Origin of the sequence: Clostridium sp. TW13 (assembly GCF_024345225.1) — a bacterium.
Classification (GTDB): Bacteria; Bacillota; Clostridia; order Clostridiales; family Clostridiaceae; genus Inconstantimicrobium; species Inconstantimicrobium mannanitabidum.
Genome location: NZ_BROD01000001.1, coordinates 221,654 through 241,906 on the forward strand (window position 1 = coordinate 221,654; position 20,253 = coordinate 241,906).

Annotated in this window: 21 protein-coding genes, 8 tRNA genes and 1 riboswitch; of the genes, 27 read left to right on the forward strand and 2 right to left on the reverse strand. The window is 31.5% G+C overall.

The genetic code is table 11. The features are described 5' to 3' along the window. Window positions 1–5 precede the first annotated feature (5 nt). The 14 genes from wecB to spoIID all read left to right on the forward strand — a co-directional run bounded on the left by wecB (window position 6) and on the right by spoIID (window position 13,110). On the forward strand, window positions 6–1,124 hold the full coding sequence (wecB, locus tag OCU47_RS01135) for a non-hydrolyzing UDP-N-acetylglucosamine 2-epimerase (RefSeq protein WP_261826765.1): 1,119 nt from the start codon (window positions 6–8) through the stop codon (window positions 1,122–1,124). Between the two features lie 185 nt (window positions 1,125–1,309). Next, entirely contained in the window at window positions 1,310–2,488 is a 1,179-nt protein-coding gene (locus tag OCU47_RS01140; RefSeq protein WP_261826766.1) for an acetyl-CoA C-acetyltransferase, read from the forward strand. Window positions 2,489–3,221: 733 nt separating this feature from the next. After that, window positions 3,222–3,590: a hypothetical protein gene (locus tag OCU47_RS01145; protein ID WP_261826767.1), complete on the forward strand. Its 369-nt coding sequence runs from the start codon at window positions 3,222–3,224 to the stop codon at window positions 3,588–3,590. A 1-nt stretch (window position 3,591) separates the two neighbouring features. Beyond that, window positions 3,592–4,260, forward strand: a complete 669-nt coding sequence (locus OCU47_RS01150; protein WP_261826768.1) for a F0F1 ATP synthase subunit A — start codon at window positions 3,592–3,594, stop codon at window positions 4,258–4,260. A gap of 28 nt (window positions 4,261–4,288) precedes the next feature. Beyond that, a complete protein-coding gene (gene atpE / locus OCU47_RS01155; RefSeq protein ID WP_376778020.1) occupies window positions 4,289–4,501 on the forward strand; it encodes an ATP synthase F0 subunit C in 213 nt (70 codons plus the stop codon). A 103-nt stretch (window positions 4,502–4,604) separates the two neighbouring features. Next, window positions 4,605–5,084 (forward strand): F0F1 ATP synthase subunit B, encoded by a 480-nt coding sequence (locus tag OCU47_RS01160; protein ID WP_261826769.1) that lies wholly within the window; start codon window positions 4,605–4,607, stop codon window positions 5,082–5,084. 2 nt (window positions 5,085–5,086) lie between these two features. After that, window positions 5,087–5,626: a F0F1 ATP synthase subunit delta gene (locus tag OCU47_RS01165; RefSeq protein WP_261826770.1), complete on the forward strand. Its 540-nt coding sequence runs from the start codon at window positions 5,087–5,089 to the stop codon at window positions 5,624–5,626. 10 nt (window positions 5,627–5,636) lie between these two features. Continuing rightward, the gene (gene atpA, locus OCU47_RS01170) at window positions 5,637–7,151 is read left to right on the forward strand and encodes a F0F1 ATP synthase subunit alpha (protein ID WP_261826771.1); all 1,515 of its coding nucleotides are present in this window, start codon (window positions 5,637–5,639) and stop codon (window positions 7,149–7,151) included. 39 nt (window positions 7,152–7,190) lie between these two features. Then, window positions 7,191–8,042 (forward strand): ATP synthase F1 subunit gamma, encoded by an 852-nt coding sequence (atpG, locus tag OCU47_RS01175; RefSeq protein ID WP_261826772.1) that lies wholly within the window; start codon window positions 7,191–7,193, stop codon window positions 8,040–8,042. 16 nt (window positions 8,043–8,058) lie between these two features. Beyond that, window positions 8,059–9,453 (forward strand): F0F1 ATP synthase subunit beta, encoded by a 1,395-nt coding sequence (atpD, locus tag OCU47_RS01180; RefSeq protein ID WP_261826773.1) that lies wholly within the window; start codon window positions 8,059–8,061, stop codon window positions 9,451–9,453. A 23-nt stretch (window positions 9,454–9,476) separates the two neighbouring features. Then, window positions 9,477–9,881: an ATP synthase F1 subunit epsilon gene (gene atpC, locus OCU47_RS01185; RefSeq protein ID WP_261826774.1), complete on the forward strand. Its 405-nt coding sequence runs from the start codon at window positions 9,477–9,479 to the stop codon at window positions 9,879–9,881. Window positions 9,882–9,981: 100 nt separating this feature from the next. Further along, window positions 9,982–10,611 (forward strand): hypothetical protein, encoded by a 630-nt coding sequence (locus OCU47_RS01190; protein WP_261826775.1) that lies wholly within the window; start codon window positions 9,982–9,984, stop codon window positions 10,609–10,611. A gap of 20 nt (window positions 10,612–10,631) precedes the next feature. Continuing rightward, window positions 10,632–11,897: a UDP-N-acetylglucosamine 1-carboxyvinyltransferase gene (murA, locus tag OCU47_RS01195; protein ID WP_261826776.1), complete on the forward strand. Its 1,266-nt coding sequence runs from the start codon at window positions 10,632–10,634 to the stop codon at window positions 11,895–11,897. Window positions 11,898–12,060: 163 nt separating this feature from the next. After that, window positions 12,061–13,110 carry a stage II sporulation protein D gene (gene spoIID / locus OCU47_RS01200; protein ID WP_261826777.1) on the forward strand — a complete coding sequence of 350 codons (1,050 nt, stop codon included), beginning with the start codon at window positions 12,061–12,063 and terminating at the stop codon, window positions 13,108–13,110. A 75-nt stretch (window positions 13,111–13,185) separates the two neighbouring features. On the opposite strand, the gene OCU47_RS01205 is transcribed toward spoIID, so the two are convergent. After that, window positions 13,186–13,410 carry a hypothetical protein gene (locus OCU47_RS01205; RefSeq protein WP_261826778.1) on the reverse strand — a complete coding sequence of 75 codons (225 nt, stop codon included), beginning with the start codon at window positions 13,408–13,410 and terminating at the stop codon, window positions 13,186–13,188. A gap of 762 nt (window positions 13,411–14,172) precedes the next feature. On the opposite strand from OCU47_RS01205, the gene OCU47_RS01210 reads away from it, so the two are divergent. The 3 genes from OCU47_RS01210 (at window position 14,173) to mreB (ending at window position 16,433) form a co-directional block, all read left to right on the forward strand. Beyond that, the gene (locus OCU47_RS01210; RefSeq protein ID WP_261826779.1) at window positions 14,173–14,901 is read left to right on the forward strand and encodes a M23 family metallopeptidase; all 729 of its coding nucleotides are present in this window, start codon (window positions 14,173–14,175) and stop codon (window positions 14,899–14,901) included. A 128-nt stretch (window positions 14,902–15,029) separates the two neighbouring features. After that, window positions 15,030–15,284 (forward strand): sporulation transcriptional regulator SpoIIID, encoded by a 255-nt coding sequence (gene spoIIID, locus OCU47_RS01215; protein ID WP_261826780.1) that lies wholly within the window; start codon window positions 15,030–15,032, stop codon window positions 15,282–15,284. A gap of 117 nt (window positions 15,285–15,401) precedes the next feature. Next, complete coding sequence (mreB, locus tag OCU47_RS01220; protein WP_261826781.1) at window positions 15,402–16,433, forward strand: rod shape-determining protein MreB; 1,032 nt, start codon at window positions 15,402–15,404, stop codon at window positions 16,431–16,433. 87 nt (window positions 16,434–16,520) lie between these two features. Here the strand turns inward: mreB and yyaC are convergent, their stop codons facing one another. Further along, window positions 16,521–17,060: a spore protease YyaC gene (gene yyaC, locus OCU47_RS01225; protein ID WP_261826782.1), complete on the reverse strand. Its 540-nt coding sequence runs from the start codon at window positions 17,058–17,060 to the stop codon at window positions 16,521–16,523. A 111-nt stretch (window positions 17,061–17,171) separates the two neighbouring features. Between yyaC and OCU47_RS01230 the strand changes: the two genes are divergently transcribed. The 10 genes from OCU47_RS01230 to metK all read left to right on the forward strand — a co-directional run bounded on the left by OCU47_RS01230 (window position 17,172) and on the right by metK (window position 20,108). Further along, complete coding sequence (locus tag OCU47_RS01230) at window positions 17,172–17,777, forward strand: hypothetical protein (RefSeq protein WP_261826783.1); 606 nt, start codon at window positions 17,172–17,174, stop codon at window positions 17,775–17,777. A 168-nt stretch (window positions 17,778–17,945) separates the two neighbouring features. Next, window positions 17,946–18,021, forward strand: a tRNA-Thr gene (locus OCU47_RS01235). A 6-nt stretch (window positions 18,022–18,027) separates the two neighbouring features. Next, a tRNA-Tyr gene (locus OCU47_RS01240) sits at window positions 18,028–18,112 on the forward strand. 9 nt (window positions 18,113–18,121) lie between these two features. Next, window positions 18,122–18,197: transfer RNA gene (locus tag OCU47_RS01245), tRNA-Val, on the forward strand. A 17-nt stretch (window positions 18,198–18,214) separates the two neighbouring features. Beyond that, window positions 18,215–18,290 (forward strand) — tRNA-Thr (locus OCU47_RS01250). Between the two features lie 6 nt (window positions 18,291–18,296). Next, a tRNA-Tyr gene (locus OCU47_RS01255) sits at window positions 18,297–18,381 on the forward strand. Window positions 18,382–18,390: 9 nt separating this feature from the next. Then, a tRNA-Val gene (locus OCU47_RS01260) sits at window positions 18,391–18,466 on the forward strand. A 17-nt stretch (window positions 18,467–18,483) separates the two neighbouring features. Continuing rightward, window positions 18,484–18,559, forward strand: a tRNA-Thr gene (locus OCU47_RS01265). A gap of 6 nt (window positions 18,560–18,565) precedes the next feature. Then, a tRNA-Tyr gene (locus tag OCU47_RS01270) sits at window positions 18,566–18,650 on the forward strand. An 85-nt stretch (window positions 18,651–18,735) separates the two neighbouring features. Next, window positions 18,736–18,841: riboswitch (SAM riboswitch) on the forward strand. A 91-nt stretch (window positions 18,842–18,932) separates the two neighbouring features. Then, on the forward strand, window positions 18,933–20,108 hold the full coding sequence (gene metK, locus OCU47_RS01275; RefSeq protein WP_261826784.1) for a methionine adenosyltransferase: 1,176 nt from the start codon (window positions 18,933–18,935) through the stop codon (window positions 20,106–20,108). The last annotated feature ends 145 nt before the right edge of the window (window positions 20,109–20,253 follow it).

The following is a 20,253-nucleotide window of genomic DNA, read 5'->3' on the forward strand; positions in this document are numbered from 1 at the left end:
TAATTTTGAAGAAGATAAAAGTTCTAACTATATTTGGAACTAGACCAGAAGCAGTTAAAATGGCTCCTTTAGTAAAGGAATTAGAATCAAGACAAGGAATAGAGTCAAAGGTTTGTGTAACAGCACAACATAGAGAAATGTTAGATCAAGTTTTGGAATTGTTTGAAATAGTGCCTGATTTCGACCTGAACATAATGAAAACCAAGCAAAGCCTAACTGGTATAACAAACAGAGTGCTGGAAGGATTAGAAGAATTATTTGTAAGTGAAAAGCCTGATATAATTTTAGTGCATGGTGATACAACAACAACTTTTGCTGGTGCTCTAGCTGCATTTTACCAACAAATAAAGGTTGGGCATGTAGAGGCTGGCTTAAGAACTTTTGATAAGTATTTTCCATTTCCAGAAGAAATGAATAGAAAATTAACAGCTTCTTTAGCTGACATGCATTTTTCACCAACAGTAGGTTCAAAACAAAATCTTTTAAATGAAGGTGTAGCCGAAGAAGACATATATGTGACAGGAAATACTGTTATAGATGCTATGGCTCATACTGTAAAAGAAGGTTATGTTTTTGAAAATGATGAATTAAATAAAATAGATTTCAAGAATAAAAAGGTAATTATGATTACTGCTCATAGAAGAGAAAATTGGGGAGAAGGAATAGAAAATATTTGTGATGTACTTAGTGAAATTGTTGACGAAAATAAGGATGTTGAATTAATATATCTAGTACATTTAAATCCAATTGTAAAAGATGTTGTTGATAAAAAATTAAAAAATAAGGAAAGAGTACATTTATTACCACCTTTAGATACAAAGGAAACTCATAATTTAATGAATAAGTGCTTTATGGTTATGACTGATTCTGGTGGATTGCAAGAAGAAGCCCCACATTTAGGAAAACCAGTATTAGTGTTAAGAGATGTAACAGAGAGACCAGAAGCAGTGGCAGCTGGTACTGTGAAGTTAGTTGGTACGAATATAGAAATAATTAAACAAGAAGCTAATAAACTTCTTAATAATGAGGAAGAGTACGCTAAGATGAGCAGAGCAATTAATCCTTATGGTGATGGATTAGCTTCTAAGAGAATAGCTGATGCAATAGAAAAATACTTTGAGTAGGCCTAAAAAATAAGAGAAAATCTCTAGTGGAAAGAGTAAATAAAAGTTTGTGTTTTTTTTAACAAATTTCTATTGATAAAACAATGAAACATGGTTATAATTACATTATGAATAAAAACTAATACTTAGAACTCAAACTAGTAAAGATAATAATAATCTTAAGATAATTTAGGAGGTCATATTTTATGAAAGAAGTAGTTATTGTAAGTGCAGTAAGAACAGCACTAGGATCATTCGGAGGAAGTTTAAAGGATGTTCCTGCAGTAGATTTAGGAGCATTAGTTATAAAAGAAGCTGTTAAAAGAGCAGGAATTGATGGAGCATGTGTTGAAGAAGTTATCATGGGTAACGTTATTCAAGCAGGTCTTGGACAAAACACTGCAAGACAAGCGGCTGTTAAAGCTGGATTACCATTAGAAGTATCAGCATTAACAATAAACAAAGTTTGTGGTTCAGGATTAAGAGCTGTAAGTTTAGCTGCACAAACAATAAAAGCAGGAGATGCAGATGTAGTTATAGCAGGTGGAATGGAAAGTATGTCTCAAGCACCATACCTATTAAACCAAGCTAGATGGGGTCAAAGAATGGGAGACGGTAAGCTAGTAGATTCTATGATCAACGATGCTTTATTTGATGCATTCAACCACTATCACATGGGAGTAACTGCTGAAAACATAGCAAAACAATGGAACTTAACTAGAGAAGAACAAGATGCTTTCTCAGCAGCTTCTCAACAAAAAGCTGAAGCAGCAATTAAATCAGGAAGATTTAAGGATGAAATAGTACCAGTTGTTATTCCTCAAAGAAAGGGAGAGCCAAAGGTATTTGATACAGATGAATTCCCAAGATTCGGAACAACTGCAGAAACTTTAGCTAAGTTAAAGCCAGCATTTATAAAAGATGGTACAGTTACAGCAGGTAATGCATCAGGTATCAATGATGGAGCAGCTGCTTTTGTAGTAATGAGTGCAGAAAAAGCAGAACAATTAGGATTAAAGCCATTAGCTAAGATAGTATCTTACGGATCAAAGGGACTAGATCCAGCTATAATGGGATATGGACCATTCCATGCAACAAAGAAAGCTTTAGAAAAAGCAAACTTAACAGTAGAAGATTTAGACTTAATTGAAGCTAATGAAGCATTTGCTGCTCAAAGCTTAGCTGTAGCTAAGGATTTAAAATTCGATATGAGCAAAGTAAATGTAAATGGTGGAGCTATAGCTTTAGGACACCCAGTTGGAGCATCTGGTGCTAGAATATTAGTTACATTACTTCATGAAATGCAAAAAAGAGATGCTAAAAAAGGTTTAGCTACTCTATGTATAGGTGGAGGACTAGGAACAGCTATTATAGTTGAAAGATAGTTCTTTATAAATCAGGTTGGAATTTTTTGAATTCCAACCTGATTTTTTTACTTAATTATGAGGTATTTCTATCATATTCAATTTTTGTAAGAATTAATTGAGACATGTATATACAAATTATGAATTAATAATGATATAAAAAAATCAAAAATAGTATTATTGAACTGAACAGTATAAAAAAGTTCTATAAATATTGTAATTACCTAAAGTTTCAGATTGATAAGAAAAAAGTATATTACATAAAACGGAATAATGTAAAAAGATTTTGATACTAAAATATTTATAAATGTTAACAAAGTGTTAAAAATTAAAAAAAAATTAATTGCATGATGAATAAAATGAAATTAAATTATTCATTAAAACAATATAGAATTATAGACATGAAATTATAATAAAACACAAAATTATAATAAAAAACAATAAAATACTTATAATTTTAGCAAAAAAGCATAAAATATTGTCTAAACATGTTTTATGAAAATGTTAACATTGGAGTAAGAATGAAAAAAATCATTTTTGAAAAAATTCAGAAAAATGAAGGCTTATTTAAAAAAAATCTTTTTGGTTTATAATCCAATATGTTTTTGAAGATAGAAGGAGTAAACAAGAATACTGAAGAGATAAATTATGATAGCAATCTATATTAGATAGAAATGCTTTAAAATTAGAATTTAACAAAGGAAACCTAGAGTAATATAATAAGAACATGCTCGAGCAAGGAGAAAATCTATTTATGAATTCAAAGTTGAAAGAATTATTAATTGGTACATCTAAATCAAACATAACATTGGGATCTTTAACTACAATAGTATTAATGATAGCATTGAGGTTTGATGCTGGTGTAAGTTTTTTTACTGGGCTTTTATTGTATAATATAAGCTTAATTATAAAAGGCTATACACTAGAAGGTCTTCTTATAAAAAGTAACATAAACAAAATAGGAATAATAATTCTAGATAGTATCAGAATAATAGTTGTTGTGCTAGCAGCCCTTTTATTTAAGGATAACCTTATAAATATATTGTGCTACTGTGCAGGAATAGTTTTCAACTATTTATCTATAGGTATCTGCTTTTTTAGAAAAGAGAGAGGAAGTGAATAAGGTGGAGGAAATAGAACCAATATTTTCAATTCCAATCGGTAGTTTTCATATTAACATTACTTTATCTTTAATTGTGCAATGGATTATAATGATTATTGTCGGAGTTTTACTACTTTGGTTAGCGAGCAACTTAAAGAAGGTTCCAGGCAAGAAGCAAACTGTTGCAGAAATGTTTTATAAGACAATAAAAGGTGTGGTTACGTCTAATATGGGGAATAGCTATGAAAGCTATGTACCGATATTTGGAACATTGGCAGTATTTTTACTTCTTATGAATTTTACGGGGTTAATTGGAATTACTCCCCCAACAAAAGATTATAGCGTTTGCTTAGGTTTAGCATTATGTTCATTCCTAATGATTCATGCAAATGCAATCAAAAAGATGGGTTTTGGTCATTATTTATTGGGATATGGTAAGCCATTTATTCCAATGTTGCCTATCAACATTATGGAAAGAGCAGTATTCCCAGCAACACTTTCACTCAGACTTTTTGGTAATGTGCTTGCGGGTACAGTTATTTTGGACTTGATTTATAAGAATATGGGACATTTTGCAGTAGGAGTTCCAATCATAGGTCATTTATATTTTGACTTATTTGATGGTGGAATACAAATGGTTGTATTTTTAATGTTAACAATGATTAATATTAAGTTACTTCCAGAACATTAAAATATTTATTTTTAAGGAGGATTTTATAATGATAGCATTAGGAGCAGGAATTGCAGTATTAACAGGTTTTGGAGCAGGTATTGGTCTTGGTATAGCAACAGGTAAGGCTGTTGAAGGTGTGTCAAGACAACCAGAAGCAAGTGGAAAGATAACATCAACTCTTCTAATCGGTGGTGCTCTTGCAGAAGGTACAGCAATCTACGGTCTAGTAATAGCAATCATGTTATTCGCTAAACTATAAGATTTATTAATGTTTTATTGATAAAAAGTTTAATTAAAAAATAAAAAACTTTGTGAGTAATTAATTATAAGTAATTTGACTCCGAAGGGAGGTCAGGAGATATATGAAAATAGATGTGTCTATAGTTATATTTTCAATGATAAACTTTGTCATTATAGTCTTATTTGCTAAACACTTTTTCTTTGATAAAGTACAAAACGTTATTGAAGAAAGAGAAACTGCAATCAAAGATAGTATTGATAAAGCAGAAGATGATGCGGAAAAGGCAAGAGTGTTATTACTTGAAAATCAAAAGGCATTACAAACTGCTAGAGTTGAAGGAAACAAAATAGTAGAAGAAAAGAAACAAAAAGCAGATAAGATCTACGATGAGATAGTAGAAGAAGCAAATGCAGAAGCAAAAGCTATACTAGAGAGAACAACTGTAGAAATTTCAAGAGAGAAAGAAAAAGCTCAACATGAAGTTAAAACACAAGTTGTTGATTTAGCTATGTTAATCTCAGCAAAAGCTCTTGAAGAGTCAATAGACGATGAAAAGCATAGAGCATTAATAAATGATTTTATAGCTAAGGTAGGTATCTAATTATGTATGAGTTTTTAGATAGAAGATATGCATTAGCCCTTTACCAAGTAGCAGAAGAAAAAGGTAAAGTTCAAGAGTATCTTGATGATTTGAGAGAAATCTGCGACTTTATCGATAATGATGAGAATTTTCAAGAAGTAATAAGACATCCTCAAATTAGTACTGTAGAAAAGAAGAAACTTTTTACAAGAATATTTGAAGGTCAGATAGATAAAGATTTATTATCTTTCTTAATTGTTCTTATAGAAAAAGGAAGAATATCTTTCTTAAGAGAAAAATTAAATGAGATGGAGAATATTTATCTTGAAAAGCACAATACAATTAATGTTAATGTTAAGAGTGTTATTCCGTTAACTTCTGAACAAGTTGAAAACTTAACAAATAAACTTCAAATTAAATATAATAAAAAAATAATAATAGAACAAGAAATTGATAAGAGCATAATTGGCGGTCTATACGTTAAAGTTGGAAATGATGTCATTGATGGCACCATAAAATCTAAATTAGACGAAATGAAAGCATTAATGCTTAAGAGAGAATAGAGGTGAGTCTATGAATATCAAACCAGAAGAAATTACTTCTATAATAAAGAATGAAATACAAAAGTATGAAAAGAATATACAGACTGTAGATTCAGGTACAATAGTACAAATAGGTGATGGTGTTGCTAGAGTTTACGGTTTAGATGATTGTATGCAAGGTGAACTTTTAATATTCCCTAATGATGTATACGGCATGGCTCTAAACCTAGAACAAGATAACGTAGGTTGCGTTCTTTTAGGCTCAGAAAAGGGTATAAAAGAAGGGGACGTTGTTAAGAGAACTGGCAAGATTGTTGAAGTACCAGTTGGAGATGCAATGATCGGAAGAGTATTAAACTCTTTAGGTCAACCAATAGATGGTAAAGGACCTGTCAATAATGATGGATTCAGACCTATAGAAGTACATGCGCCAAGTATTATAGATAGAAGTTCAGTTAATCAACCATTACAAACAGGTATAAAGGCTATAGACTCAATGATTCCTATTGGAAGGGGTCAAAGAGAGTTAATTATAGGTGACAGACAAACAGGTAAGACAGCTATAGCTATAGATACAATTCTTAACCAAAAAGGTAAAGATGTAATTTGTATTTATGTTGCAATAGGTCAAAAGCAATCAACAGTTGCTAATATAGTAAATACATTACAAGAAGCAGATGCATTAGATTATACAATAGTTGTAGCATCAACTGCATCAGAAAGTGCTCCATTACAATATCTAGCACCATATGCAGGATGTTCAATGGGTGAATACTTCATGCATAAAGGTAAGGATGTATTAATAGTATATGATGATTTATCAAAACATGCAGTTGCATATAGAACAATGTCATTACTATTAAAGAGAGCACCAGGTAGAGAAGCTTATCCTGGAGATGTATTCTATATACATTCAAGATTACTTGAAAGAGCAGCTAAGTTATCAGCAAAACTTGGTGGCGGTTCTATAACTGCACTTCCAATAATTGAAACATTAGCAGGAGATGTAACTGCTTATATTCCAACAAACGTAATATCAATTACTGACGGACAAATATTCCTAGAATCAGAATTATTCTATGCAGGACAAAGACCAGCTGTTAATGCAGGTATATCTGTATCAAGAGTTGGTGGTAGTGCTCAAATTAAAGCAATGAAACAAGTAAGTGGTACTTTAAGACTTGAGTTAGCTCAGTATAGAGAACTTGCAGCCTTTGCTCAATTTGGTTCTGATTTAGATAAAGATACAAGTTACAGACTTGAAAAAGGTAAGAGAATCACTGAAGTTTTAAAACAAGATCAGTATTCTCCAATGGATGTTGAAAAGCAAATAATGATATTATATGCTGTAACAAACAACTTCTTATCTGATATCAAAGTTAGTGATATAAAGCGTTTTGAAGAAGAATATTTTGAATATGTTGATACTCACTATAGAGATCTTACAAAAGCTATAATAGAGAAAAAAGCTTTAGATGATGAGATAAAGAGCAAGTTAGAATTATCAATAAATGAATTTAAGAAAATATTTCTACAAGGTGCATAGCTTATTTTAAGCTATGCAAAATTTTAGGAGGTGGAAGTTATGGCAGCTGGGTTAATTGATATAAAACGTAGAATTAAATCAGTTACAAACACAAGAAAAATTACAAAAGCCATGGGTCTTGTAGCCACTTCTAAACTTAGAAAAATAAGATTAGCGCTTAGTGTTAATAATAAGTATTTTGAGTCAGTAGAAAAGGTAACTAATGAATTTCTAGCATCTTTAGATGTTGAAAATGACAATATTTATTTTAACAACAACAATTCAAAAAAGAAGTTATACATAGTTATGGCTTCTGATTCTGGATTATGTGGTGGATACAATGCTAATGTTGTACAAAAACTAAAGGCTGAAGCTGACAAAATGGAAGTTAAGCCAGTAATTATGGTGGTTGGACAAAGAGGTATTCCATATGTAAGAAAGTATCATTTTGAAACGATAGCTGAATATGTTCAAATTTCAGATATGCCAACAGTAAAGGAATCTAGAATAATATTTGAGCATGCGCTAAGGTTATATAAAGAAGGCGAAGTTGGAGAAGTAAACATAGTTTATACAGAGTTTATGTCTCAGGTTAAACAAGAAGTTAAAACTAAAAAATTCTTACCTTTAGAACAAGGTGATAAAAAATCACAAGGTGAATATCTAATAGAACCAGCAGGCTCAGAGGTTGTTGAAAATGTATTAGATGTTTATTTAAAGGCAGTAGTTCAAAATATAATGCTACATTCAAAATGTAGTGAATATAGTTCAAGAATGTCTGCTATGGATGGTGCTTCAAAGAATGCAAATGACTTATTAGATGCGTTAAATACTAAATTCAATAGAATAAGACAGACTGCAATAACACAAGAAATAACTGAAATAGTAAGTGGAGCACAAGCACAAAATTAGTAAGGAGGTATTCTAAATGCCTAGCAAGATAGGAAAAGTGGTTCAAGTAATAGGACCAGTAATAGATATTAAGTTTGAAACAGAGTCTCTTCCTAACATTTACAACGCTGTTCATATAGATATGAACGGAACTACACTAGTAGCTGAAGTTGAGCAACATATGGGAGATGATATAGTTAGAACTATAGCTATGTCATCTACAGATGGACTTAGAAGAGGCATGAATGCTGAAGATACTGGAAAGCCAATATCTGTACCAGTAGGGGAAAAAGTATTAGGAAGATTATTTAATGTATTAGGAGATACTATTGATGAGGATGCTAAGTTACAAGAAGCAGAACTTTATCCAATTCATAGACCAGCTCCTACATTTGAAGAACAAGCAACAGAACCTGAAATGTTTGAAACAGGAATAAAGGTTATAGACTTAATTGCTCCTTATCAAAGAGGTGGTAAGATTGGTCTTTTCGGAGGAGCCGGTGTTGGTAAAACAGTTCTTATTCAAGAGCTTATCAACAATATAGCAAAACAACATGGTGGATTATCTGTATTCACAGGTGTTGGAGAAAGATCAAGAGAAGGAAATGACTTATACTATGAAATGAAGGAATCAGGAGTTATAGATAAGACTGCCTTAGTATTTGGTCAAATGAATGAGCCACCTGGTGCCAGAATGAGAGTTGCCTTAACAGGTTTAACTATGGCTGAATATTTTAGAGATAAAGGTCAAGATGTGTTACTATTTATAGATAATATATTCAGATTTACACAAGCTGGATCAGAAGTTTCAGCTTTACTTGGAAGAATACCATCAGCAGTTGGTTACCAACCAACACTTGCTACAGAAATGGGAGCTTTACAAGAAAGAATTACTTCTACAAAACATGGTTCAATTACATCAGTTCAAGCAGTATACGTTCCTGCGGATGACTTAACTGACCCAGCTCCAGCAACAACATTCTCTCACTTAGATGCAACAACAGTTCTTTCAAGAAGTATATCAGAGCTTGGAATTTATCCAGCTGTTGACCCACTAGATTCTTCATCTAGAATACTAGATCCAAGAATAGTAGGAAAAGAACATTATGAAGTAGCATCAAAGGTTAAGCATATACTTGAAAGATATAAAGAGCTTCAAGATATCATCGCTATACTTGGTGTAGATGAATTATCAGAAGAAGATAAGTTAATTGTATCTAGAGCTAGAAAGATACAAAGATTCTTATCTCAACCATTTACAGTTGCAGAACAATTTACAAGTATGCAAGGTAAGTATGTTCCAATAAAAGAAACTATTAGAGGATTCAGAGAAATTCTTGAAGGTAAGCATGATGATATTCCTGAAGCAGCATTCCTATTTGTTGGTACTATAGAAGAAGCAGTAGAAAAAGCTAAGACCCTTGCAAAATAGTATCTTAGAAAGGGGATAGTATTATGAGTACTTTTAAGTTTACCTTAATAACGCCTGATAAGAGTGTATTTTCTGGAAATGCTAAGAAATTTAAATCAACAAGTCTTAGTGGACAGTTTGAAATCTTACCAAACCATGGAAGATTTATTACTGTTACTAAACCGGGAATGACTGAATTTGTTGATGAAAATGATAAGGTATATAAGCTATTTACTTCTACTGGAGTAGTAGAGTTTGGTAATAATGAACTAACATTTTGTTGCGATGCAGCAGAATTACCAGAAGATATAGATATTGAAAGAGCAGAAGAGGCCAAAGAAAGAGCAGAAAAGAGAATTGAAGCTAAAGATGGTGTGGATATAACAAGAGCACAGATTGCATTGACAAGAGCTTTAGCTAGAATAGATGTCTCAAGTAAATTAAAATAAACAAGTTTTAAAAGAATTATGTACTGAGTGCATAATTCTTTTTTTTGTTTTGTTTAAAAATTACATAAAAGGCTAATAATGAAAAAAGAGAGGTGGGGAAATGAAAAAAAATTTATTTGTTAAAATTAGCTTTTTATGCTTTTTTGTTTTATTTATTTTAGGTAATGTTGATATTAATGAAAACAATTATTATAAAATTTTAGGACCCAATATGAATTTTCAAGAAGTTGGAGTTAAACAAGTTTCCACATATAAATGCAATCCTCAAATAATAGTTAATAATTTAAAAAATAAAAGTAAAATAAAATCTATAAATTATAATGAAAATAATATAACAATTATTGGCGAAAAGAATACTATAAATTATGAAGCTATTATAGGAGTAAATGAAACTAAAGAAATGAGCATTGTATCAGAAAAAAACACAAATAAAAAAGAAGTTACCATCATTAAAAAACAATTAGAAGAATTAACAAATGATACATGTGAAAACAGACGATATTTTACTTATATAAAGGGAAAACTAGGTGTATCTAAAGATACTGAATTAGATACATTGGAAACAAATTTGATTAATATTGGAGCCACAAATATTAAATCAATTCCCATTAATTCTGGGTATGTAGGAGTAGCCACAATAAATTCCTTTAATCTTAATTATGCTATATGTAATTACAATTCCGGCACATATATCATTTTGGGTACCCCAGATATATTTGCAACATATTAACAATTTTAATGGAGGACATTATGGAGAAGATAGTAATTAATGGTGGGAATGAACTAAGTGGTGAAGTAAATATCAGCTCAGCAAAAAATGCAGTTTTGCCTATAATTGCAGCATCTATTTTATGTAATGAGGATTTAATCATTGATAACACACCTATGTTAGAAGATGTTGCTGTTATATCAGATGTATTAAGTGAATTAGGGTCTAAAGTAATTATAAATAAAAATACAGATGAAATTTTAATCAATACAAAAGACATAAAGCCTGTCAATACAAATTCAGAACTTATAAGAAAAATGAGAGCCTCTTTTTTAATTTTAGGTCCGATGTTATCTAAATTCGGTATATGTAAGTTATCAATGCCAGGTGGATGCAATATAGGCTCAAGACCAATCGATTTACATCTAAAAGGATTAAAAGCTTTAGGTGCTGAAATTGAAATTGGGCATGGTTTTGTAGAAGCTAAAGCAAAAAAATTAAAGGGAAATAGAATCTATTTAGATTTTCCTTCAGTAGGAGCAACAGAAAATATAATTATGGCTTCTGCTTTAGCAGAGGGTACAACTATAATTGAAAATGCTGCAGAAGAACCAGAAATTGTAGATTTGGTTAATTTTTTAAACACAATGGGAGCAAAAATTGATGGAGCAGGAACAGGACAAATAATTATCGAAGGTGTAGATGAATTAAAAGGAACAAGATATACTCCTATATATGATAGAATTGAAGCAGGAACATTCTTAGTGGCAGCAGCAGTAACTAAAAGCAAATTAACTGTAAATGGAATTAATGAAGAACACTTAAGACCAGTAATTGAAAAACTAAAAGAGTGTGGAGTTCTTATAGAATTAATTAATGATAATAAGTCAATAATTGTAGATGGACGTAATGAAAGACGAGGAGTTAGTATAAAAACATTACCATATCCAGGATTTCCTACAGATATGCAAGCACAAATGATGACAATGTTATCTCTAGCCCAAGGTTCAAGTGTAATTACAGAAACCATATTCGAAAATAGATTTATGCATGCAACTGAACTTATTAGAATGGGTGCCAATATAAAAGTAGATGGAAGATCTGCATTTGTAGAAGGCGTTAGAAGATTAAGTGGATGTGAAGTTAAGGCAACAGATCTTAGAGCAGGAGCTGCAATGATTTTAGCAGGTCTTGTAGCTGATGGATATACAAAGGTTACAGATGTTTATCATATTGATAGAGGTTATGTGAGAATAGAAGACAAATTAAGAAAATTAGGTGCAGATATTTATAGAATAAATGAATAATCTGCTACAAAACAGCTATATCTTTGATATAGCTGTTTTATTTTAAAAAATATAGGTGTTCAAATAGCATTTAAGTATATAACTATAACTACTATATATCGAATAAAATTATAAAAGTTGGAATATAAATTAATTACAATAATCAAAAAAAGGAGAATATTTAATGAGGCGATTCAATACAAGTGAGAAAATAAAGAAAATAATGTTAAGTTATTTGATTATTATTTTTACACTAACTATTGTAATAGTGGCTATAGTTTTTTTTGTTGGAGATAATAAAAAGGGTGAGGCATACGGAAAAGATTCTGCTAAACAATTTGTTATTAATGATAAAGAGGTTAATGTAACCAAGTCTAAATTGAATAAGATTAAGGTTTACAGAGCATCAAGTGGTAAGACTGAGGAAATGGATTTAGAAGTTTATATAATTGGTGTAGTAAGTGCAGAGATGCCTGCTAATTTCGATAAGGAGGCATTAAAGGCACAGGCAGTAGCAGCACGTACTTTTGCTATAAATAAAATTATGGAAAGGTGCTCTCAAGCCAATGGAGCAGATATATGTGATACTGTACATTGTCAAGCTTATCTTGACAAAGATAAAAGAATGGAATCGTGGGATCAAAATAAAGCACAGGAGTATTATGAAAAAATAAAAGCAGCAGTAAACGAGACTGCAGGTGAAGTTGTGACCTATAATGGGAGCATTATAAAATATCCACAATATTTTGCAATTAGTGCAGGAAAAACTGAAGATTCAATAGATGTTTTTAATGAAGATATACCATATTTAAAATCTGTTCCAAGTAAAGGCGAAGAAATAGCTCCTAAGTACAAAGCCTCTAAAAATGTATCAATCAATGAATTTATCAATATTGTGAATTCTAAGTATCCAAACTCAAATTTAAAATCAGCACAAGTGAAAAAATCTGTATCCATCCTGAGTAGAACAGTATCTGGTGCTGTAAAGGAAATTCAATTAGGATGTCAAAAGATAACAGGCGTGGATTTTAGAAAGATATTTGAATTAAATTCTAGTAATTTTTCATTAGATTTTAATGAGAGTTCAATAACTATAACTTGTTTTGGATATGGTCATGATGTTGGTATGAGCCAATGGGGGGCTAATATAATGGCTAAAAGTGGACACAGTTATAGAGAAATATTGAATCATTATTATAGTGGTACTAACATTTCGAAGTTAGATGCAAACTAGGATATTATAGAAAAATTATGCGGAATTGAAAATTGCATACTTAGAAAAGAGAGTTCTTATAAAGATATTTTTTAGTTAAGCTCTAGCCTCAAAATAATGATCTCCACCATTTGATTTGGTTGCACTTGATATTGTATCTGGTTTTTGTATACTTTGAGCTTTTGATTGAGTTGATATTGTATCTATATTTTGTGCATTTTGAGTTTTAGTTGCACTTGATACTGTATCAACTTTTTGTGATTGTCTATTATAATTTATAGTGTTTAAATAAGGTGAATTTAATATTCCTGATATATTCATTTGTTAAGTACCTTCTTTCGTAATTTAATGCTTAAGTTAAAAATAATATAAAAACTCTCTATTGAACAATATATAGGTCAAAGGTTAAAAATTCCTTAGAATTTACTGAGAAGGATGGAAATAAATAATTAACTTTAACAGATTAACATTGGTGATTAGTAGTAGATGAAGCTATGATAGCAAAGCTCTAAATAATGGTATCAGAAATCTGTGAATGTAGTGTGAATATAGTTTAACACGGAGAAAATGGATGTATTTTAACCCATATCGGTGTAGAAGATTTAATAGGAAAAATAAAATATATATTACAGAGTGATGCAGAAGAAATGGCACCAAAATCCCTTATATATCAATTATAAAATTGAGTGATGCAATAAAACCCAGTAGAGCGCAACTAGTTGCTTTCTGCTGGGTTTTTTAATTTGATATCAGTAGTTCTTGTAAAAGTACAAAAATAAATTGTCTAGATATCATGTCCTCCTATTAATAATACTAATACAAAGGATTATTAATGGGAGGATAACTATTTTTATAAAATTAGATAATTCAATTCGGAATGAATTATCTAATTTTTTAGTCCATCTAAATAATGAAAAAGAATAATATTTATGAATTAAATCATGTGAATTAGGAATAATAATATAATAAATAGAGAAAATTGGGTAATAATGTAGAAAAAGATAGAAATTTTTATATACAAATTCGTGTTGTAAGTGAATTAATTGGATATTACGGGAAATAATACTGAATGGAGGTGTTCAAATGAACGTAATTAAGAAGTTTTTTAACTTTATAAAAAAAGAATCTTTTTATGTAATTTTATTTGTCTGCTTATGTGTTATTGCTACAGCTGCAGGTATAACTGCAAAAAAGAGTGCAGATAATAAGAAGAAGGCACAACAGAAGGTTGCAGAAAATAATTATAAAGTAAATGAAAATAAGCCAACCAATGATATGCCTAATGCAGATTTAGTAAAACAAGATGCGGCTAGTAAAGTTAAAGCAAATGCTGAGAAAGAAGCTCAAAAGGCAAATACAACAAAGCAAGTTACTAATACAGCGCAAGTTGCGTTTGCAAAGCCTATAAGCAATGGAACCGTTACTAGAGAGTATAAAGAAACTCCAGTAAAAGTTGAAACATTAGATGCTTGGTGTGCAATGAAAGGTATTTCTATAAAAGCTGACAAGGGCATGGCTGTATTAGCAGCTGCAGATGGAAAAGTTACAGCAATTGGGGAATCACCAGATAATTTAATAGGTTATTATGTTGAGATTACTCATAGCAATGGAATGAAAACAGTTTATTATAACTTAGATCCAGCAGTAAAAGTAAAGGTTAATGATGTAGTAAAACAACAACAACAAATAGGTGTTGTTGGAGGCACAGCTATTAGTCTAAAGCTAGATAAGATAGGTCAAGATTTAGGTTTTCAAGTATTGGATTCTAAAGACAATCAAGTAAATCCTACAAAGTATGTTTCATTCAAATAAAAATAATACTTCAGTCATTTTTTTAGAAAATGGCTGAAGAATTTTTATTTAAATATCTTAAAAAATTTTTATATTTGAAAAATTATTAACTATTAAAAATATTTATGGGTAGAATAGGAGGAAAAAAATTGAAGGATTATATTGAAGAAAGAGTATTGGATGTAGCTCAATATATAATTAATTCTAAAGCAACAATTAGAAAAACTGCTACAGTTTTTGGAGTAAGCAAAAGTACAATTCATAAGGATATGACAGAAAGATTACCTCAAATAAATCCAACAATTGCTCAAGAGGCAAAAGTAATTTTAGATTTAAATAAGGCAGAAAGACATTTAAGAGGTGGAAAGGCAACTAAACTAAAATACAAAGCTATTGAAGGGTAGTGCCAATATATAATATTAAATTAATATTAATCCCAAGGAGTTATTAATGAAAAATATTGTTAAATCAAATCATATTTTGTATAATATTATGTGAAATTTGTTTTGGGAGTGAATGCTATGTGGTTTTTTAGTATTGGAACTGATATGGGAATAGATTTAGGTACTGCTACGGTTTTAGTATATTTAAAAGATAAAGGTGTGGTTCTAAAAGAACCATCAGTAGTAGCCGTAGATAAGAATAAGAACCAGGTACTTGCAGTTGGTGAAGAGGCGAGACAAATGATAGGCAGAACACCAGGAAATATAGTAGCGGTTAGACCATTAAGAGATGGAGTAATATCAGATTATGATATTACAGAAAAAATGTTGAAGTATTTTATAAAGAAGGGATGTGGCAAAAGAAGAATTTCTGCGCCTAATGTAATGGTGTGTATTCCTTCACAAGCAACAGAAGTAGAAAAAAGAGCTGTTATAAATGCTACAAAAAATTCAGGTGCAAAGAATGTATACTTAATAGAGGAGCCTTTGGCAGCAGCTATAGGGGCTGGATTAGATATATCAGAGCCTAATGGATCAATGGTAGTTGACATTGGTGGCGGAACCACAGATGTAGCTGTTATTTCGCTAGGTGGTGTGGTTGTTAGAGATTCTCTTAAAATAGCTGGAGATAAATTTGATGAAGCTATAATTAAACATATTAGAAATAAATACAAGCTAATGATTGGAGAGAGAACTGCTGAAGATTTAAAAATTAGTATAGGTTCTGCATATGGGGGTTTAAGAAATTATGTAATGCCAGTAAAGGGTAGAAACCTTATAACTGGATTACCAGATACTATTGAAGTAAATTCAGAAGAAATCAGAAATGCTTTAGAAGAGCCAGTTTCTTTGATTGCAGAAACAGTACATGCAGTGTTAGAAAAAACTCCACCTGAGTTGTCAGCTGATATAATGGAGTCTGGTATACTTCTTACTGGCGGTGGTGGTCTATTATTTGGATTAGATAAATATATAGAAAAAATCACAGGTGTAAAAGTAAAAGTAGCAGAAGACTCTGTAGAGTGCGTGGTAAAAGGTACTGGAAAATCACTTAAACATCTTAATAAAATTGAATTTAATAGTGATAAAGAAGTTAAATTGATAGAATAGTATTATGAAAATGAGCTTATAGACACACATAAGATAGTGTGCCTATAAGCTCATTTTATTACTTTTCAATAACTATATTGTAAATATCTATACACTTGTATTATGAAGTTTACTTAAATAATATGCATGTAATAATGCATCATGTATTATAGTTGACATAGACATTACTAAGCTTAATCTAATGTTTTTTTGGGTAAAAAGGTGAATGCCATCAGAACTATCTACAATGCCTATTATTGAACAATTTCCGACAGAGGGTAGGGATTTACCTACACCCTTTCCGGGATGAATAGGGGTATCACGAGCTTGTAATTCACCTATAGTGTTATCTTCTCCAATACAAGCATCAATACCTATTATGTTAGCTTTAGGATATTTCTTGAATATTTTTTCTAATGTACTATCAATATTTAATGCATGGCAAGGTTGTTCCAACGTACCGAAGACGGGTAGTGGAAAATTACTTTTTTTCAAAAGAGTTCCAACTAAAGGGCCTAAGCAATCTCCAATAAACTTATCTGTACCTATACAAACAATTATGGTATTTTCATTAATAAAATCCTTAGCAAAATAAGCAAGTTCATAGTAAGCTAAGGGCGAATCGTAATTAATTTTTACTTTGCTCACTGTGTTTCCCCCCCTCCACTAATGTATATGAAGAAATTGCACATATTATTAAGAGATAGAATAAAAAAAAGTATTTTGGGCAATTATTCAAATATTAGTGAGGTGGTAAAAATGAAAAAAATCATGAGTAGCATGGTTATAATAGTCACTACTATTGCATTAGTTACCATTATGGTAATTAATTATGATATAGATAGTGAAGGGGTTAATCCTGCTCCCCAAAGCATAAATATAAATGAAAATAAGCAAAAAGCAGATAAAGTTGAGAAACAAAAAAATAAAAATGATATTGTTAAAAATGATAACAGCAATAATAAAAATAATGCACCAATACAGAAAGATGAATCACAGAATAAAGAAAATCAAGAAGAAAAAAAACCGGATCAGGATAATATAGATGATAAAGCTCAAGTGCAAAATAAGGAATCATCTGATGATGCAAAAGAAGATACTACAGTGTTTAAAGTGGATAAAAGTACAATAGCATCCAAAATAAGCTTAATAGATAAGGCTAAGTTACTATATTATTCAAAGAAATTATCTGCTGTTGATGAGGGAAGAATACAGAAACTATTAAAAAGTGGTGATGAGTATAATGCCAGTGTTAATATATTTAAAATACTAAAAGAAAGATTATCTAAGGATGAATATGGTAAAATAAAAGAAATATTGTCCCCTTATATTGATATAAATAAAATAGAAAAAAGTATAAATTAAACAATTATAAAATAGGTAGATATATCTATAAATTAAGAGCATTAACGACTATAAGTGACTACATTTGCTATAATAGCTGAATATGCTTGTAAATTAGTATTGAAAATAGTTCGCTAAGACTATATACTAATCATTGTCGGTTGAGCAAATTAACCGATGTGATAGTACGCTGGCATGGCTCAATTGGTAGAGCAGCTGACTTGTAATCAGCAGGTTGTAGGTTCGAGTCCTATTGCCAGCTCCATAATGCGGAGGAGTTCCCGAGTGGCCAAAGGGGGCAGACTGTAAATCTGTTGCAAGTTGCTTCAGTGGTTCGAATCCACTCTCCTCCACCATTATAACTAGGTCGCATAGCTCAGCTGGGAGAGCATCTGCCTTACAAGCAGAGGGTCACAGGTTCGAGCCCTGTTGTGACCACCATTATTAAAATGAAATATGCTGGCATGGCTCAATTGGTAGAGCAGCTGACTTGTAATCAGCAGGTTGTAGGTTCGAGTCCTATTGCCAGCTCCATAATATGGAGGAGTTCCCGAGTGGCCAAAGGGGGCAGACTGTAAATCTGTTGCAAGTTGCTTCAGTGGTTCGAATCCACTCTCCTCCACCATTATAATTAGGTCGCATAGCTCAGCTGGGAGAGCATCTGCCTTACAAGCAGAGGGTCACAGGTTCGAACCCTGTTGTGACCACCATTATTAAAATAAAATATGCTGGCATGGCTCAATTGGTAGAGCAGCTGACTTGTAATCAGCAGGTTGTAGGTTCGAGTCCTATTGCCAGCTCCATGATACGGAGGAGTTCCCGAGTGGCCAAAGGGGGCAGACTGTAAATCTGTTGCAAGTTGCTTCAGTGGTTCGAATCCACTCTCCTCCACCAAAATATTTATAAATGCTAGCATATAATATGTTGTTTATGAATATTAATAGTGATATAATGAATAATAATTAAATAGTTAAATTTACTCTTATCCAGAGAGGTGGAGGGATACGGCCCTATGAAACCCGGCAACCTATGTAATTAAGTACATAAGGTGCCAATTCCGCAACAAGTATGTTGCAAGATAAGAATGTGTAGTACTGTATAGTCTCTTCTTATCGCAAGGAGAGGCTTTTATTTTTTATTTGAAAGGAGCGAAATGTCGATTTACGACGTGAAATTATGAAAAGATTATTTACTTCAGAATCAGTTACAGAAGGACATCCAGATAAAATCTGTGATCAAATTTCAGATGGAGTTTTGGATGCAATTTTATCTCAAGACCCTCATGCTAGAGTTGCTTGTGAAACAACTGTTACCACAGGTATGGTTTTAGTAATGGGAGAAATATCTACAAGTGCTAATGTTAACATCCCTAATATAGTTAGAGAAACAGTTAGAGGAATAGGTTATGACAGAGCTAAATATGGTTTTGATTGTGATACTTGTGCAGTGTTGACTTCTATAGATGAGCAGTCAAAAGATATAGCTATGGGTGTAGATGAAGCTATCGAATCAAAACAAGGTGAAATGGATAAAATAGACGCTATAGGTGCTGGAGACCAAGGTATGATGTTTGGTTTTGCTACAAACGAAACAAAGGAATTTATGCCTTTACCAATAGCTATGGCTCATAGATTATCTAGAAAGTTAACAGAAGTAAGAAAGAATGGTATTCTTGCTTATTTAAGACCAGATGGAAAGACTCAAGTAACAGTTGAGTATGAAGATAACATTCCAAAGAGAATAGATGCAATAGTAGTATCAACTCAACATGATGATAAGGTTACTCAAGAGCAAATAAGAAGTGATATAAGAGAACATGTTATTAATGCAGTTGTACCAGAAGAATTACTTGATGAAAACACTAAGTATTATATAAATCCTACTGGAAGATTTGTAATCGGTGGACCTCAAGGAGATAGTGGTTTAACAGGAAGAAAGATAATTGTTGACACTTATGGTGGATACGGCAGACACGGTGGTGGTGCTTTCTCTGGAAAGGATCCAACAAAGGTTGATAGATCAGGAGCTTATGCAGCTAGATGGGTTGCAAAGAACTTAGTTGCAGCAGGAGTAGCTGATAAGCTTGAAATAGAAATAGCTTATGCTATAGGAGTGGCAAAACCTGTATCAATAGAAGTTGATACTTTTGGAACAGGAAAGGTATCAGATGAACAAATAACTTCTATAGTTGAAAAAGTCTTTGATTTAAGACCAGGTGCTATAATAAGAGATTTAGACCTTAGAAGACCAATATACAAGCAAACAGCAGCATATGGTCATTTTGGTAGAACAGATTTAAATCTTCCTTGGGAACAATTAAATAAGGTAGAAGAAATAAAAAAATATATCTAATTTAGAAGAAAAAGCTTTCTGGTAATAATGTTACTAGAAAGCTTTTTTCTTTTAATAAAATGTTTAGAATTGTGAGTTATGTAAAGAATTTCAATATATAAGGCATCTTTAAAAATAAATAACTCCATTTGCTAGTCTATTTGGA